14 protein-coding genes are annotated in these 15,465 nt (G+C 62.8%); 7 read left to right on the top strand and 7 right to left on the bottom strand.

The window, feature by feature from the left end:
• Window positions 1–97: 97 nt before the first annotated feature.
• The 3 genes from U1702_RS09705 to U1702_RS09695 form a co-directional block, all read right to left on the bottom strand.
• On the bottom strand, window positions 98–1,924 hold the full coding sequence (locus U1702_RS09705; protein WP_332723849.1) for a DUF885 domain-containing protein: 1,827 nt from the start codon (window positions 1,922–1,924) through the stop codon (window positions 98–100).
• Window positions 1,925–1,988: 64 nt separating this feature from the next.
• Complete coding sequence (locus tag U1702_RS09700; protein WP_332723847.1) at window positions 1,989–4,079, bottom strand: RelA/SpoT family protein; 2,091 nt, start codon at window positions 4,077–4,079, stop codon at window positions 1,989–1,991.
• A 101-nt stretch (window positions 4,080–4,180) separates the two neighbouring features.
• Window positions 4,181–4,492: a CC_3452 family protein gene (locus tag U1702_RS09695; RefSeq protein ID WP_332723845.1), complete on the bottom strand. Its 312-nt coding sequence runs from the start codon at window positions 4,490–4,492 to the stop codon at window positions 4,181–4,183.
• 147 nt (window positions 4,493–4,639) lie between these two features.
• Between U1702_RS09695 and U1702_RS09690 the strand changes: the two genes are divergently transcribed.
• Window positions 4,640–5,134, top strand: coding sequence for a winged helix-turn-helix transcriptional regulator (locus U1702_RS09690; RefSeq protein WP_332723843.1), 495 nt, complete (start codon window positions 4,640–4,642; stop codon window positions 5,132–5,134).
• Window position 5,135: 1 nt separating this feature from the next.
• On the opposite strand, the gene U1702_RS09685 is transcribed toward U1702_RS09690, so the two are convergent.
• Both U1702_RS09685 and U1702_RS09680 read right to left on the bottom strand, forming a co-directional pair.
• On the bottom strand, window positions 5,136–6,860 hold the full coding sequence (locus tag U1702_RS09685; RefSeq protein ID WP_332723841.1) for a sensor domain-containing diguanylate cyclase: 1,725 nt from the start codon (window positions 6,858–6,860) through the stop codon (window positions 5,136–5,138).
• Window positions 6,861–6,958: 98 nt separating this feature from the next.
• The gene (locus U1702_RS09680) at window positions 6,959–7,375 is read right to left on the bottom strand and encodes an acyl-CoA thioesterase (protein ID WP_332723838.1); all 417 of its coding nucleotides are present in this window, start codon (window positions 7,373–7,375) and stop codon (window positions 6,959–6,961) included.
• Window positions 7,376–7,547: 172 nt separating this feature from the next.
• Between U1702_RS09680 and U1702_RS09675 the strand changes: the two genes are divergently transcribed.
• Window positions 7,548–8,132 carry an outer membrane protein gene (locus tag U1702_RS09675; protein ID WP_332723836.1) on the top strand — a complete coding sequence of 195 codons (585 nt, stop codon included), beginning with the start codon at window positions 7,548–7,550 and terminating at the stop codon, window positions 8,130–8,132.
• A 51-nt stretch (window positions 8,133–8,183) separates the two neighbouring features.
• Here the strand turns inward: U1702_RS09675 and U1702_RS09670 are convergent, their stop codons facing one another.
• Complete coding sequence (locus tag U1702_RS09670) at window positions 8,184–9,389, bottom strand: LL-diaminopimelate aminotransferase (RefSeq protein WP_332723834.1); 1,206 nt, start codon at window positions 9,387–9,389, stop codon at window positions 8,184–8,186.
• A 229-nt stretch (window positions 9,390–9,618) separates the two neighbouring features.
• Here U1702_RS09670 and U1702_RS09665 point away from each other — a divergent pair, with 229 nt between their 5' ends.
• The 4 genes from U1702_RS09665 to U1702_RS09650 all read left to right on the top strand — a co-directional run bounded on the left by U1702_RS09665 (window position 9,619) and on the right by U1702_RS09650 (window position 13,297).
• Complete coding sequence (locus U1702_RS09665; protein ID WP_332724670.1) at window positions 9,619–11,349, top strand: PHA/PHB synthase family protein; 1,731 nt, start codon at window positions 9,619–9,621, stop codon at window positions 11,347–11,349.
• A gap of 94 nt (window positions 11,350–11,443) precedes the next feature.
• Entirely contained in the window at window positions 11,444–12,256 is an 813-nt protein-coding gene (locus U1702_RS09660; protein WP_332723833.1) for a phasin family protein, read from the top strand.
• A gap of 116 nt (window positions 12,257–12,372) precedes the next feature.
• Window positions 12,373–12,723: an ATP-dependent Clp protease adapter ClpS gene (clpS, locus tag U1702_RS09655; protein WP_443026833.1), complete on the top strand. Its 351-nt coding sequence runs from the start codon at window positions 12,373–12,375 to the stop codon at window positions 12,721–12,723.
• 22 nt (window positions 12,724–12,745) lie between these two features.
• Window positions 12,746–13,297: a 2OG-Fe(II) oxygenase gene (locus U1702_RS09650; protein ID WP_332723831.1), complete on the top strand. Its 552-nt coding sequence runs from the start codon at window positions 12,746–12,748 to the stop codon at window positions 13,295–13,297.
• A 2-nt stretch (window positions 13,298–13,299) separates the two neighbouring features.
• On the opposite strand, the gene U1702_RS09645 is transcribed toward U1702_RS09650, so the two are convergent.
• Entirely contained in the window at window positions 13,300–14,034 is a 735-nt protein-coding gene (locus U1702_RS09645) for a Crp/Fnr family transcriptional regulator (RefSeq protein ID WP_332723829.1), read from the bottom strand.
• A 124-nt stretch (window positions 14,035–14,158) separates the two neighbouring features.
• Here U1702_RS09645 and murA point away from each other — a divergent pair, with 124 nt between their 5' ends.
• On the top strand, window positions 14,159–15,442 hold the full coding sequence (gene murA / locus U1702_RS09640) for a UDP-N-acetylglucosamine 1-carboxyvinyltransferase (protein WP_332723827.1): 1,284 nt from the start codon (window positions 14,159–14,161) through the stop codon (window positions 15,440–15,442).
• The last annotated feature ends 23 nt before the right edge of the window (window positions 15,443–15,465 follow it).

Genomic DNA, 15,465 nt, shown 5'->3' with positions numbered 1-15,465 from the left:
AACGTCATGCGGGATTTGACGGCGCGGCAATGTTTGTGTGCCGGCTCCTGCCCGCCCAGTGCAATCCGGGCGGGCATTTTGGTCAGGCGCTTTCTCGTCAGCCGGCGGCCATTTTGCGCGCGTCTTCCTCGACCAGTCGTTCGAGGATCGTCAGCGGCACCGAGCCGCGACGGATGATCTCATGAAACCAGCGGATGTCGAACTTGTCGCCCGCGATCGCCTGTGCCTTTTGTCGGGCGCGGACCCAGCTGGTGTGGCCGATCTTGTAGCTGCACGCCTGACCGGGCTGGGTGCAGTAGCGCTCGATTTCGCGTTGCGAGCGCGGACGGGCGAAGCCAACGGTCTTGACCATATAGTCGGTCGCCTGTTCGCGGCTCCATTTCTTGTGATGGATGCCGGTGTCGATGACCAGGCGTGCGGCGCGGAACAGGAAGGACTGGAGGTAGCCCGCGCGCTCCAGATCGTTCCCATAGGCACCGAGTTCGTCGGCGACCTGTTCGGCGTACAGCGCCCACCCTTCGCTGTACGCGCCGAAGAAGCTGAACTTGCGAATCAGCGGGCTGGGTGAGCCGAGCGTGGTGCTGAGCTGGAGGTGATGGCCCGGCAGCCCTTCATGATAGGTCAGCGATGGCAGCGTGTATTTGGGCCAGTCGGCAACGCTCTTCAGGTTGATGAAGTAGATAGCCGGGCGAGAGCCGTCGAGGGTTGCGAGATTGTAATAGCCGTTCGACGCGCCGTCCTGAATCTCCACCGGGACCGCGCGGATATCGAGCGGGGGCATGACCGGGTTGCTGAACATCTTCGGCAGCAGCTTACCGACCTTTTCATTGTCGACATTGAGCGATTTGATCAGCTCTGCCCGTCCGGCCGCGGTGTCGGGGTAAAGCTGATCGGGGCGAACGTTGAGCGCGGCGAGGCGTTCGCCGATCGCGCCCTGGGTCAAACTTTGCGCCTTCAGGATCGTGTCGAGTTGAGCGGTGATGTGCGCGACTTCGTCGAGGCCGATCTTGTGGACTTCATCCGGCGAGAGATTGGTCGTGGTCGATACGGCGACGGCAGCAGCGTAGATTTCATCGCCGCGCGGGACGCCCCACAGGCCGGAACTGGTGCGGGCTTTGGTGCGCAGCTGCTCGATCAGCGCGATTTGCCGGTCGAGCGCGGGATAGACTGAGGCTTCGATGATCTTGGCGGCGTGCGCGGCCCAGTCGCCTGCAATCTGTTTGGCCGTAGTGCGGGTGGCGAGCGATTTGGCGATGCTGTTGTCGACCGGCGCGGGTGCGCGGAGCTTGCGCAGCTGATCGAGCGTGAGGTCGAGCGAGAAGTCCGGGGCGACGAGACCGCGCTTAGCCTGCTCGGTCTGCTCCGCGGTGTCGGCGTCAAGCGCGGCACTGACCTGTTCGAGGCGGGCGAGCAGGGCGTCGGCATCCGCCCTGGTTTCGATCGTGTGGCTGGTGTTCAGGAAATCGGGCATCGCGAAATAGACGCCGCCCTGTTGAAAGATCGGGAAGGGACGATTGACCGATTCGATGCCGAATTTGTCGCGGGGGAGCAGCTGCGCCTCGAGCGAATAGCTCACGACTTCGCGGTCGAGCTTCGATGTTTCGGACAGCGTTGCGGGATCGGTCGCCTTGATCTGGTCGAGATAGGCTTTGGTGCCAGCTTGGACTTTGGCCTTGCCCGCCGGCGAACGATCGTTGAGTCGGCTCTTGAGCGCTGCCCCCGGACCCTTGTCGAAGCCGATATAGGTGGCGATTTCCGGCTGCATCTGAACCATGTCGCGGACCAGCTGATCGAACAATTTGCTCAGCGCGGCGTCACCGGGACCAGCGGCGGGCTTCGCCGCGGCCTGAAGCGCATGGGCGGCAGGGGTCAGGGTCACGGCGGCGGTCGCGGTGCTGGAGGCGAGAAAAGTACGGCGGTCCACTGGGGATCCTTTCGGGAAGGTGTGCTGCCAACCTAAACCACTGGACTCGTCATGCAAGCCGCGTTCACGCGCGCTCCGCCGAACTCACCGCATCGGCAGCGCGCAGACCGGCGATCAGCTTCATCAGGTGGGAAGCGTCGCGCACCTCCACATCGATCATGTTGGTGTGGAAGGTCGTGTCCTGCGTGTCGAACCGGATGTTGAGAATGTTCGCCTTGTGCTGACCGAGCAACGTGGCGACCGCGCCGAGCGCGCCGGGCTCGTTCTTGACGGTCACGGCGAGGCGCGCGGTGCCGCCTTCCGCTTTGTCGCCCCAGCCAATGTCGATCCAGTCCTCATCCTCGACCGCGTCGAGCTTGGGACAGCTGATCTGGTGGATCTCGATTGGCGCGTCGGGCTGGCGGACGCCGACGATGCGGTCGCCCGGGATCGGGTGGCAACAGGGGGCGAGGTTGAAGGCGACACCAGGAGTGAGCCCTTTGATCGAGATCGGTTCGCGCTGTGCGGGCAGGGCGACTGCGTCCTCGCCGGTGGTGGAGCCGGGCATCAGCGCCTCCATCACCTGAGCATCGCTGACTTTCTGACGCGCAATCGCTTCCATCAACGCGTCGCTGTCCGCGATTTTGAGGCGCGTCAGCGCGGCCTTTTGCGCCTCCTTGCCGATCTCGACCGGCAGGCGGCGGACGATGTCGTCGTAAAGCTTGCGGCCCAGCGCAATCGATTCATCGCGCTCCTTGTGCCGCAAATGGCGGCGGATCGCGGCGCGTGCCTTGCCGGTGAACGCGAAGTTCAACCAATTGTCCTGCGGGTGCTGCGCCTTCGAACGCAAAATCGCCACCTGATCGCCCTGTTGAATCTCGGTACGCAGCGGCACGACGCGACCGTTGATCTTCGCACCCACCGCCTGATCGCCGAGATCGGTGTGGACGGCATAGGCGAAGTCGATCGGCGTCGCGCCTTTTGGCAGCTGGATCAGCTCCCCCTTTGGACTGAACGCGAAGATGCGATCCTGATACATCGCCATGCGGGTGTGTTCGAGCAGTTCCTCCGGGCTTTCGGCGGTCTCGAGAATTTCGACCAGGTCCTGAATCCAGCGGACTTGCGTGTCGGGGCGGACATTATTCTGTTTGTAGGACCAATGCGCGGCGAGGCCGTGTTCGGCCTGGGCATGCATGGCGCGCGTGCGGATCTGGATTTCGACGCGCGTGTCGCCGGCATGGATGATGCTGGTGTGGAGCGAGCGATAGCCGTTGCGCTTCGGCGTCGAGATATAGTCCTTGAACCGCCCCGGCACCATCGGCCAGCGGCGGTGAATATGGCCGAGTGCGCGGTAGCATTCCTCCTCGCCATCGACGATGACGCGGAACGCCATGATGTCGCTGAGCTGCTCGAAGCTGACATGGCGCTCCGACATTTTCTTCCAGATCGAATAGGGGTGTTTTTCGCGGCCGGAAATCTCCGCCTCGATCCCGCCGCGTGAGAGCAGGAGTTTCAGGCCCGAGGCGATCTTGGCGATGCGGTCTTCGCCCTCGACCGTCAGCGCTTCCAGCCGTTTGGTGATCGATTCAAAGGCTTCGGGTTCGAGTTGCTGGAAGGCGAGCGTCTGCATCTCCTTCATGAACTCGTACATGCCGATCCGCTCCGCCAGCGGTGCATAGATGTCCATCGTCTCACGTGCGATGCGGCGGCGCTTGTCCGGCTTGGGGATATGGTGGAGCGTCCGCATATTGTGCAGCCGGTCGGCCAGCTTCACCAGCAGCACGCGGATGTCGTCGGACATGGCGAGGAGGAATTTGCGAAGGTTTTCCGCCGCGCGTTCATTCTCGCTCTGCGCCTCGATCCGGCTGAGTTTGGTCACACCGTCGACCAGCCGCGCGACATTGGGGCCGAAGCGCTTGAGGATTTCCTCCGGCGTCGCAACGGTGTCCTCGATTGTATCGTGGAGGATCGCGGTGGCGATGGTCTCGTCGTCGAGATGCAGATCGGTCAGGATGCCGGCGACTTCGATCGGGTGGCTGAAATAGGGATCGCCGCTGGCGCGCTTCTGGCTGCCATGCGCGTGCAGCGAAAACACATAAGCGCGGTTGAGCAGCGCCTCGTCGGCGTCCGGATCGTAGCTCAACACCCGATCGACAAGTTCATATTGACGCAACACGTGACCAAGATGGGGCGCGAGCCTGTTGCTTTGCAATAAGTTTCAACGCGAAGCGGGCACCGGCGACGCCGATGCCCGCATGACTGTGGCGCAAGAGTGACTTAGTTGGCGCGCGCGTTGCAGGCCGTCAGCGCCGCCGCATCGAACGGCGTACCGCCAACCGTGAAGGCAGAAAGGGCACCGACGCGCTGGACCACGCGCTCGCACAACACCTTGTCCTGCATCGGCGTCTTGGGTGCAGTGCAAGTTCCGTCCTTGCACTTCCACACGGTGTTCTGGGTGATGAAGCTGGCCTTTTTCGGCGCTTCAACGGCGGTCGCGGAATAATAGCCGCCCGACTGGGCGAACGCAGCGATGGGCATGAACGCAGCGGCCGTCAACGCGGCGGCGGCGAGCGAGGCAAGGCGGGTCATGGCGAAGTCTCCCTGGGGTCAATGCAACAAAGGTTGCGAATCGCTACTTATATTTCTACGGTTTAAGTTGCAACTGAAAACTCTTGCTGCGGGTGCGAGAATCTAAGTGGTTTGTGCAACAGGGAAATTAGGGTAGATTTGCCGGTCATGGGTCATAATGGACTGCGAGAGCCGCTACGCGAGCTGGCCAATAACTGCAGCCTTCCGGCCGCGCTGGAGGCAATGGGGGAACGCTGGTCGTTCTTGATCCTGCGCGGGTCCTTCAACGGCCTTTATCATTTCGAGGAGTTTCAGTCGGAACTGGGGATTGCGCGCAATATCCTGGCGAACCGGCTGGCACGGCTAGTCGACCATGGCATCCTGGCGCGACAGACCTGTGATGACGACCGGCGCAAGGTTGAGTACCGGTTGACCGACAAGGGCTTTGCGCTGCTACCGACGATGGTTGCGCTCAGGCAATGGGGTGAGCGCTGGGAGACCGGCATGCTGTCCACCCCGGTGCTGGTCGATGCCCGCGACCGGCGGCGGATCGCGCCGGTGCAGGTGATGAGCCATGACGGCCGCGCGCTTGGCAAGCATGACCTTTTGTGGTCGCTGCCCGAGGATGTGGTGGGCGAAGGCGTGGCCGAGGCGGCCGAGTAGCCTACCCGGCCGCGAGTTCGCTGCGGTTACGACCCAATGCCTTGGCGCGATAAAGCGCGGCGTCGGCCTGACGGAACACCGCTTCGGACGTTTCGCCGTGCCGAACGGGTGCGACGCCGGTGCTGACCGTGATCGTGAAGCTGACCGGCGGCGTGCCGATGCGTGTGTCTTCGAGCGACCGGCGGACGCGTTCGCACGCGGCGAGCGCGTCGGATGCGGTGCGACCGGGGAACAGGACCGCGAACTCCTCCCCGCCCAGACGACCGATCACATCCTCCGATCGTAAATTGCCGCGCAGGACGTCGGCGAAGACCAGCAGCGCCGAATCCCCCGCCTCATGACCGTGACTGTCGTTGACGCGCTTGAAATGATCGAGGTCGAACAGTGCCAGCGCGGCAGGTCCGTCGCCGGAATCGCGGTAGCGGGCGAGGCGTTCCTGGAATGCGCGCCGGTTGAGCACGCCGGTCATCGGATCGGTCGCTGCCTGTCGTTCCAGATCGGCCTCGCGCGCCTTGCGATGGCTGAGGTCGCGGATGACGGTGACGATGGTCGCGACTTCGCCATCCTCGCCGGTGACGGCACGGGCCGTCGATTCGAACCAGCGGATCGTGCCTGAAGCGGTGGCGGCCCGGAACTCGAACCGGTGAATGCGGTCGGGCTGGGCGATGGCAAGTTTGTGCGCGGCTCGCGTGCGTTCGCGGTCGCCCTCGGCAATGAAGGCGAACGTACTCTTGCCGATCAGGGCGGCGGGATCGAACCCGGCCAGTTCGCGCACCGAGGGGGAAGCAAACAGGATATCGCCCGCCGGATCGACCGTCAGCACCGCGTCCGACGCATGTTCGGCGATCAGCCGGTAGCGTGCCTCGCTCTCGGCCACTGCCAGCGCCAGCCGGTGCTTTTCGGTAATCATCGTTGCAAAGGGGTGTGCGGTCAGGAACAGCACGGCCAGATAGAATTGGAAGAATTGCAGCTGGAACGCTTCGCTGCCCTGAATCAGCTGCATCGGACCATGGCCCGCGACGGTGAACCCGGCACCGATCATGGCGATGGCAAACACCCCGAACGCCGCACCGGCAAGGCGAAAGATCATCGTCGCAACGATCAGCGGCAGCACCGGCAGGAAGAGCAACGGCAGTCGATCCTGGGCGAAGCAGAAACCGGTGATGCCGATAACGAGAGTTGCGACCCACAGGATGCGCAACGGCTCACCCTTGCGCGCCAGCCGTTCACGATAGGCGGTGCCGCCGATCAGCAACAACGCGACCGGCGTCCCGATCAGCGCGCCAAGGCCATGACCCAGCATCCAGTTCGACCAGATCACCAGCGGTGCCGTGCCCTGCAGCATCCATAGCGCCAATGTGGGGATTATGCCCGTGATGAACGGAGCGGCAAGGCCGGCGACGGCTATGAAGATCGCCAGCGAGCGCAACGAGGCGAATAGGCGATCCTCGCCCAGAAACCGCCGAAGGAGCAGCCAGGCGATCAATGCTTCGCCAATATTGGCGATTGCGAACAGGGGGGAGAGCGCGCTGTAGGGCGATACGCTGACGCTGGCGGCGATCGTCGCGCCGAAGCAGGCCATCAGGTGCAGCGGACGCTCGACCGCCGGACGAGTCAGCATCGCGGCGATCAGCGGCGCGTTGGCGATCCATAGCAGTGCGACATTGCCGCTGAGGCGCGTGAATTCGATCGCCGCCGCCGCCAGCGCGAAGTAGGCGATCGCCACGCCGAGAACTACCCCGACTCCGATATTTTTCAGCGACTTGCCGTCCATCGCCCAAGATTAGGGCGAGACCGTTAACGGCGCGTTTCCCCTAGTCTGATTCAGGCACTTATCTGCATTCTCTGTCGAACCGCTTCCGGGATTGCCGCTGAGCGTCCCGCTGCCAGATCAACATTGACGTGCACCAGTTCGATCACCGTGTGCAGCGCGCCGGTTTCGGCGTGGCACAGCTCCACAATACTGGTGACGCTGGAGGTGCCGATGCGATCGGTGCGCGCCCAGGCGTCGAACTCGTCATCGTAGCGGAAGGGAAGTTTGTAATCGACGGTCGCGCGGGCGACGTGGAATTCCATGCTACGCCATTCGGGCAGATCGGCCAGCCGCAGCCAGCGCCAATATTCGCTAAGCGCGACATCGGCATATTCGAGATAGCGCGAATTGAAGACGACCTTTTGCCCGTCGATTTCGGCATAGCGAACGCGCAGACGGGTGGAGAAATCGAAGCCGGGGCGAGTCATACACTTGCCGTGGCGGAACCCGTTCGATGGTGCAACGTCGTCTTGCGATCATCCGCGCGCAAAAAAACCTGCTGGACTTGGATCGTGTCCGAAACTATCCGGCCGTCGCCCACCGAATCCAACGGGTTACGGCAGGTATCTCAAGCCAATCCGGCCATCCAAGGGGGACAAGATGAAGAAGCTTCTGGCCGCTGTTGCGGTCCTTTCGTGCGTGCCCGGTATCGCTGTTGCGCAGGACGAGGCAGCACCGCCGAGTGATTTCGCCGGTCTGCGCGCCGAATTGCGCCTGGGCTATGAAACCCCGACCGTCAGCGGCGACGGCGATGTGTACAAGATCGGCAGCGCGGTCTCTTATGGCGGCGAGATCGGCTATGATCTCGCAGTCAGCGACAAGGTTACGTTCGGCCCCTATATCAATTACGAATTCTCGGGCGTCGAGCTGTGCGACGGCGGCGATTGCCTCGAGATCGAGAGCAACCTGAGCGCTGGTGGCCGCGTTGGCGTCGCGCTGAGCCCCACGGCCGCGCTGTACGGCAAAGTCGGCTATGCCAGCCTCAAGCTCAAGGCGGCGAGCGGCGGCTTCACCGGCACCGACAACAAGGGCGGCGTTTACGGCGCGCTGGGTGCCGAATTCGCGGTGTCGAGCAACGTCTATGTCAACGTCGAAGCGGCCTATGCCGATTATGGCGATTTCTATGGCACCGGCTTCAACCTGCAGCGTCGCCATGTCGCGGCCGGGGTTGGCTTCCGCTTCTGAACGGAATGCAAATCGGGGAAGGGGGCGTCTGCGGACGCCCCCTTTTCTATGTCAGGCCGATTTTGCGCCGGTGTTGACGCCCATCGATTGCAAATAGCGTTTCACATTGCGGGCGGCCTGTCGCAGCCGCTGTTCGTTCTCGACCATCGCAATGCGCACGAATCCTTCCCCATTTTCGCCATAGCCAACACCCGGGGCGACCGCGACCTTGGCGTGGCTGAGCAACTGCTTCGAGAACTCCAGACTGCCGAGATGCGCGAGCGCGGGGGGGAGCGGTGCCCAGGCAAACATCGACGCGGCGGGCGGCGGGATATCCCAGCCAGATCGACCAAAGCTCTCGACCAGCACATCGCGGCGCTTGTGATAAAGCTGGCGATTGCGCTCGACGATCTCTTGCGGGCCATTCAATGCGGCGCAGGCGGCCGCCTGAATCGGGGTAAATGCACCGTAATCGAGATAGGATTTCACCCGCGACATCGCCGCGATCAGCGTCTTGTTGCCGACCGCAAAGCCCATCCGCCAGCCCGCCATCGAATAGGTCTTGCTGAGTGAGGTGAACTCGATCGCAACGTCTTTGGCGCCCTTCACCTGAAGGATCGAGACGGTCGGCTTGCCGTCGAAATAGAGTTCGGAATAAGCGAGGTCGGAAATGATCCACACCTTGTTCTCCTTCGCCCATGCCACCAGCTGCTCGTAAAAGGCTAAATCGACAGTCTCCGCCGTCGGGTTCGACGGATAGTTGACGACCAGGATACTGGGGCGCGGGACGGTAAACGCCATCGCGCGCTCAAGGCTCTCGAAATAGCGCTCGTCCGGCGTGGTCGGGATCGCGCGGATCGTAGCCCCGGCGATGATGAAGCCGAAGGTGTGAATCGGGTAGGACGGGTTCGGCGCAAGCACGACGTCGCCGGGTGCGGTGATCGCGGTGGCAAGGCTGGCCAGCCCCTCCTTCGACCCCATCGTCACGACGACTTCGGTTTCCGGATCGACATCGACACCGAATCGACGGCCATAATAATTCGCCTGCGCGCGACGCAGGCCGGGAATCCCCTTGGACTGCGAATAACCGTGTGCGCTGGGTTTGCGCGCGACTTCGATCAGTTTTTCGATGACATGGTCGGGCGGCGGCAGATCGGGATTGCCCATGCCGAGATCGATAATGTCCTCTCCACCCGCGCGCGCCGCGGCCCGCATCGCATTCACTTCGGCGATGACATAGGGCGGAAGGCGCTTCATGCGATAGAATTCTTCGGACATCTTCTTGCTCGATGAGCTCCTCTGTGGTCGCGCGGGATGCGCGGGCTCGTTATACAGGGGTCAGGCGACCAAGCCAGAGGAGAGGCACGTGGCGGCGGACAAGAAAAACAAGGCAGCGCCGAAGGCTGCACCAAAGCCGCGTAAACCGGCGACTGCGCGTAAGCCTAAGGTCGAAGCGAAGGCCGCGCCCGAGGTCGAAACCCCAAAGGCTGAAGCCGCCGCTCCGGGGCTGGAGGAATTGCAGCACTGGACCTGGGTGATGGGCCGCGCGCAGCAGATGATAATGGAGCAGGGGCTCGACCTGAAAGTAACAACGCCGCCAATGCCGCCAATGCCGCCAATGCCGCAAATGCCATCCATGCCGACCAGCCTGCCGGTCGATCCCGCCGCGATGATCCGCGCCGGGGCGGATTTCTGGGCTGATTCGATGAATTTGTGGCAGCGTTTCTTGGACCCAGCCAAGGCGGCACCGTTCGAGGAAACGCCCGAGCAGGCGCGCGACAAGCGCTTCAAGGCACCGCAATGGCGCGAACAGCCGCTGTTCGACTTCATACGCCAGAGCTATCTGACAATCGCCGACCATATGCTTAAGGGCGTGGAGGCGATTGACGGGATGCCGCCGAAGCAAAAGGAACAGCTGCGCTTCAAGACGCAGGGGTTCATCGACGCGATGAGCCCGTCCAATTTCGCCATGACCAATCCGCTGGTGCTGGAAAAGACGATTGCGACCAAGGGCGAGAACCTGCTCAAAGGTCTGCAGCATATGCTGAGCGATCTGGGCAAGGGCCAGATGACGCAGGGCGCAGAGGGCGCGTTCGAGCTTGGGCGGAACCTTGCCATGACACCGGGTAAGGTCGTCAAGCGCACGCCTTTATACGAACTGATCCAGTATTCGCCCGCGACCGAGAGCGTGTTCAAGACGCCGCTGATCATCTTTCCGCCATGGATCAACCGCTTCTACATCCTCGATTTGACGCCGGAGAAGAGCTTCATCCGCTGGGCGGTGGAGCAGGGGCTGACGGTATTCGTGGTGTCGTGGAAGTCGGCGGACGCGACGATGGCCGATGTGGTGTGGGACGATTATGTTGAGCAAGGACAGATCGACGCGATCGATACCGTGCGCGAATTGCTGGACGTCGAGGCGGTGCATACGATCGGATACTGCGTGGCGGGGACGACGCTGGCGGCGACGCTGGCCGTGCTCGCGGCACGGGGTGAAGCGGCGAAGGTGAAGAGCGCGACGTTCTTTACCGCGCAGGTCGATTTCAGCGAGGCGGGCGACCTCAACGTCTTTGTCGATGACGACCAGCTGGCGATGATCCAGTCGCTGACGACCGACGGGTTTCTCGACGGGCGCTATATGGCGGCGACGTTCAACCTGCTGCGCGGGCGCGACCTGATCTGGAATTACGTGACTAGCAATTACCTGCTCGGCGAAGACTATATGCCGTTTGACTTGCTCCACTGGAATTCGGACGTGACCAACCTGCCGGCGAAATGGCATGCGAGTTATCTCACCGACTTGTACCGCGACAACCGGCTGGTTCAGGCGGGGGCACTGAGTATCGGCGGAACGCCCGTCGATCTGACCAAGGTGGCGACGCCGTCCTACGTCCAGGCAGGGCGCGAGGATCATATCGCCCCGCCCAAAAGCGTGTGGAAGATCACCGAACAATTTACCGGGCCGTTGCGGTTCGTGCTCGCCGGATCGGGGCATATTGCAGGGGTGGTGAACCCGCCGTCGGCAGGGAAGTATCAGTATTGGACCAATGAGGCGGGTGCAGCATCGCTCGACGATTTTGTTGCGGGCGCAAGCGAGACCAAAGGCAGCTGGTGGCCCGACTGGTCCGACTGGCTGGAGGCATTGGACGATGTCCGAGTCAAGGCTATTGGAACGCGGAAACCAAAGGAAAATCAAGAGCTTGGTGATGCACCGGGAAGCTACGTAGCGACCCGATAAAAGCATTTTTGTTGCACTGCACAAAAACCCCTTGAAAGCCCGTTATTGGTGCAGTATATGCTGCATTGCAACAACGCTTTTCGAGGACTGTGACATGGTCACCAAGGCATCAAAAGCCGGCGGCAAGAAGCCGTTCAAGAAGACCGTCGCACCGGCGAAGCCAACCGCTTCGCCAGTCGCGGAGAAGAAGGCTGTGGTGGAACCCAAAGTGGTTGCGGCTCCGGTCGTGGCAAAGGCCATCGAGCCGGTTGCCAAAGCAGTGACGGCGACGGTCGAGGCCGCGCCGAAGACCGCCATCGTGCCTGAAATCGCACCGAAAGCTGCGATCGAAGCCGTTGAAGAAACCGCCTCCAAAGAAATCGTCAATGTCGTGGCGGAAACCGCAGCCGAGGCGGTCGAGCAGGTTGCTCAACCCGTCGAAAACCTCATCAAGGATGCCGCTCCTGAACTGGCGGCTGTCGCAAACAAGGGAACTGATATCATGGAAGCAACGATCGAAAAGACCCAGGCCGTTTTCGCCGACCTGAACGACCGCGCCAAGGTGCAGGTCGAGAAGAATACCAAGCTCGTCGCCGAAGCGACCGAGTTCGCCAAGGGCAATGTCGAAGCACTGGTCGAGAGCGGCAAGATCGCTGCCAAGGGTCTTGAGACCATCGGTCAGGACGCCGCCGAGTATAGCCGCAAGTCGTTCGAGAGCGCGACCGCCGCGCTGAAGAGCATGTCGGCCGTCAAGTCGCCAGCCGACTTCTTCAAGCTGCAGAGCGATTTCGTTCGCAGCTCGATGGACGCGCTGGTTGCCGAGAGCACGAAGAACACCGAAGCGTTCATGAAGCTGGCCGGCGATGCCGCACAGCCCGTATCGAGCCGCTTCGCGGTTGCAGTCGAGAAGGTGAAGGCAGCAGCCTGAACCTTTCCGCGCTAACGGAACAAGAAGGGGCGGTTGCTGCGGCAGCCGCCCTTTTTGTTTGGTTAGCGCACTTGCCCTTGAACGGGCGCTGACATATTTTTGCAGCCTAGATGACCATGAACCTTCAGCAGATCCGGATGGCCGAGGACGGCGACCGCGACGAGGATGGCGGCAACGTCACCGGCGTCGCCACGCGCACTCGCGCCAAGACCAAGAAGCCGACGCCGTATCGCGTATTGATGATGAATGACGATTACACGCCGATGGAGTTCGTCGTGCTGGTGCTCCAGCGCTTCTTCAAGATGGACATGGAAGAGGCGACGCGGGTGATGCTGGCGGTGCACCAGCGCGGCGTGGGCGTGTGCGGCGTTTTCAGTTACGAGGTGGCGGAAACCAAGGTGGCGCAGGTGATGGATTTCGCGCGCGAGAATCAGCACCCGCTGCAATGCACGCTGGAAAAGGCTTAAGCGCGGTCACCGGCGGGTGGGTGTGGCCTTGAACATTCCCTGGCTCGACTATCCCGACGCGTTTACGTCCGCCGAGTGCGACGCGATGCTGTCGTTGGCCGAAAAGGATGCGCTGACGCCTGCCACGGTGTGGAGCGGAACGTGCGACCATGTCGATCCGGCGATACGACTGGCCGAACGCTGCCACTGGCCGCGCGCTGGCCATGACTGGATCCACGACCGGCTCGACGCGCTGTTTTCGCATGCGGCGGCGCGGCTGGATACGACCGTCGATCCGGTTTTCGAGGACATTCAGTTCCTTCGTTATGGCGTCGGCGCGCATTTCCAGCAGTGGCATTCGGATGCCGGCACCGACCGGCATGAGGCGCGGCGGATATCGGCGTCGGTCGAACTGTCTGACGCTGCGGACTATCGTGGCGGCGCGCTCGAAATTGCGCCGATCATGGGTGTTCCGCGCACCCTGCCGCGCGGTGGCGCGCGATTATTTCCATCGCGGATGATCCATCGGGTGACGCCGGTGACCAGCGGGGTTCGGCATGCGCTGGTCGCGTGGACCGGACTGCGCGGCGGCTAAGCCTATCGCGCTGCGGGCAACCAGCTCAGGTCAAGCCCTTCATAGCGGTTCACGTAATTCGCGGCGCGGGCGAGGGCGCGGTCGTCAAGCAGCGTGACGCGGCCCGACTCGCGGGCAATCATGCCCTCTTCCTCAAGCTGGCGGAGCATGCGGTTGACATGGACCGAGGTCAGGCCGGTGGCGTCGCCGATCTCCTCCTGAGTCAAGCCCAGCGCAAATGCCTTGTCGATCGACTTGTCGGTCGAACGGAGCCGGTTGCGCAGATCGAGCAGGAGGGCCGCGACGCGCGTCTTGGCCGAGGTGCGGCCGAGCGCGGCGAGACGGTCGGTCAGCGCGACGCGTTCGATCTGGCTGAACACGAGGATCAGGGCGGAGAGCCGGGGATGGGCGGTGATAAGCTCGCCAAACGCCGAATGATCGAACGGGCAGACCACGCAATCCGACAGTGCGCAAAGCGTTTCGGGCGATTCGCGGTAAACCATGCTGGAAATGCCGAGCATATCGCCGGGAAACAGGAAGCGCAGAATCTGTCGGCTGCCGTCGTCCAGCAGCACATAGCTCATCATCAGCCCCTTGCGCAGGACGAACAACTCGTCGCCCGCTTCATTCTCCCGCAACAGGATCGCGCCGCGCCGGATGTGGCGCTGACGATCCTCAAGCCGTTGAAGCGCAGCCGTTTCCGCTGGCGTAAGCGCTACAAGCTCGCCGAGAACCTCCGCGAAACAACTCCCTGACACGCTGTACCTTCCCCCTGATGGTTGATGCAAAGCAGTCCAATGGAATCAGTGCATTAAAGTCGATCAAGCCGCCAATCAGTCTGCCGCGCTTGCGTGTGGATTGCGAGGCGGTAGAAGCCCGTAAATGGACCGTATTCTCATTCGTGGCGGCAACCGCCTTTCCGGCAAGATCGCAATCTCGGGCGCCAAGAACGCCGCGTTGACGCTGATGCCGTGTGCATTGCTGACCGACGAGCCGCTGACGCTGCGCAATCTGCCGCGGCTGGCCGATGCCGACGGGTTTGGCCACCTGCTTAACGAACTTGGCGCTTCGACCGCGATCGAGGGCACGCGCCCGAATGATTTCGGGCGGGTGCTGACGGTGCGCGCATCGCGCCTCACCTCGACCGTGGCCCCTTATGACATCGTGCGCAAGATGCGGGCGTCGATCCTGGTGCTGGGGCCGTTGCTGGCACGGGCGGGGGAGGCGACGGTTTCGCTGCCCGGCGGCTGCGCCATCGGCAATCGACCGATCGACCTGCATCTGAAGGCACTGGAGGCACTGGGCGCGGAGATCGAGCTGGCGGCGGGCTATGTAAAGGCAACGGCACCCGGCGGACGGCTGGCGGGCGGACGCTATCGCTTCCCGGTCGTGTCGGTCGGCGCAACCGAAAACGCGCTGATGGCGGCGGCGACAGCCAAGGGAACGAGCGTGCTGGAGAATGCGGCGCGTGAGCCGGAGATCGTTGATCTGTGCAATTTGCTGGTGGCGATGGGCGCGTCGATCGACGGGATCGGCAGCGAGACGCTGACGATCGAAGGGCGCGACCGCCTCCACGGCACGACGCACAAGGTGATGCCGGATCGCATCGAGGCGGGCAGCTATGCCTGTGCCGCGGCGATCACTGGGGGCGATGTCGAGCTGGTCGGGGCCAACGCCGACGATATGCGGGCAACGCTGGACGCGCTGGTCGAGGCGGGCGTGACGGTCGAGGAGGAGAAGACCGGGGTGCGGGTTGCCGCCAATGGGCCGCTGAAGCCGCTGACGTTGTCGACCGCGCCCTATCCGGGCTTTGCCACCGACATGCAGGCGCAGTTCATGGCGATGCTGTGCAAGGCGGACGGGGCGAGCGTGCTGACCGAGACGATTTTCGAGAATCGCTACATGCATGTGCCGGAACTGGCGCGGATGGGGGCGGATATCCACGTTTCTGGGCGGTCGGCAGTGGTGCGGGGATCGGTCGATCTGGTCGGCGCACCGGTAATGGCGACCGATTTGCGGGCCTCGATGAGCTTGATCCTGGCCGGGCTGGTGGCGGAGGGCGAGACGCAGGTCAGCCGGATTTATCACCTCGATCGCGGGTATGAGCGGCTGGAAGAGAAATTGCAGGGCGTCGGTGCGGATATCGAGCGGGTCGGGGACGGCTAGGGGCTGTCACATAGGCCTGTTAT

The sequence above is a fragment of the Sphingomonas sp. LT1P40 genome, assembly GCF_036663835.1.
Classification (GTDB): Bacteria; Pseudomonadota; Alphaproteobacteria; order Sphingomonadales; family Sphingomonadaceae; genus Sphingomonas.
The sequence above is the reverse complement of the archived record's forward strand: the minus strand, read 5'-3'. Positions and strand labels throughout refer to the sequence as shown.

What these genes read in the sequence shown, in the direction of transcription:
- murA (WP_332723827.1), top strand. Translation starts at nt 14,159, where the DNA reads ATGGACCGTATTCTCATTCGTGGCGGCAACCGCCTTTCCGGCAAGATC.
- U1702_RS09670 (WP_332723834.1), bottom strand. Translation starts at nt 9,389, where the DNA reads ATGTCCGAAGAATTCTATCGCATGAAGCGCCTTCCGCCCTATGTCATC.
- clpS (WP_443026833.1), top strand. Translation starts at nt 12,373, where the DNA reads ATGAACCTTCAGCAGATCCGGATGGCCGAGGACGGCGACCGCGACGAG.
- U1702_RS09690 (WP_332723843.1), top strand. Translation starts at nt 4,640, where the DNA reads ATGGGTCATAATGGACTGCGAGAGCCGCTACGCGAGCTGGCCAATAAC.
- U1702_RS09680 (WP_332723838.1), bottom strand. Translation starts at nt 7,375, where the DNA reads ATGACTCGCCCCGGCTTCGATTTCTCCACCCGTCTGCGCGTTCGCTAT.
- U1702_RS09675 (WP_332723836.1), top strand. Translation starts at nt 7,548, where the DNA reads ATGAAGAAGCTTCTGGCCGCTGTTGCGGTCCTTTCGTGCGTGCCCGGT.
- U1702_RS09660 (WP_332723833.1), top strand. Translation starts at nt 11,444, where the DNA reads ATGGTCACCAAGGCATCAAAAGCCGGCGGCAAGAAGCCGTTCAAGAAG.
- U1702_RS09695 (WP_332723845.1), bottom strand. Translation starts at nt 4,492, where the DNA reads ATGACCCGCCTTGCCTCGCTCGCCGCCGCCGCGTTGACGGCCGCTGCG.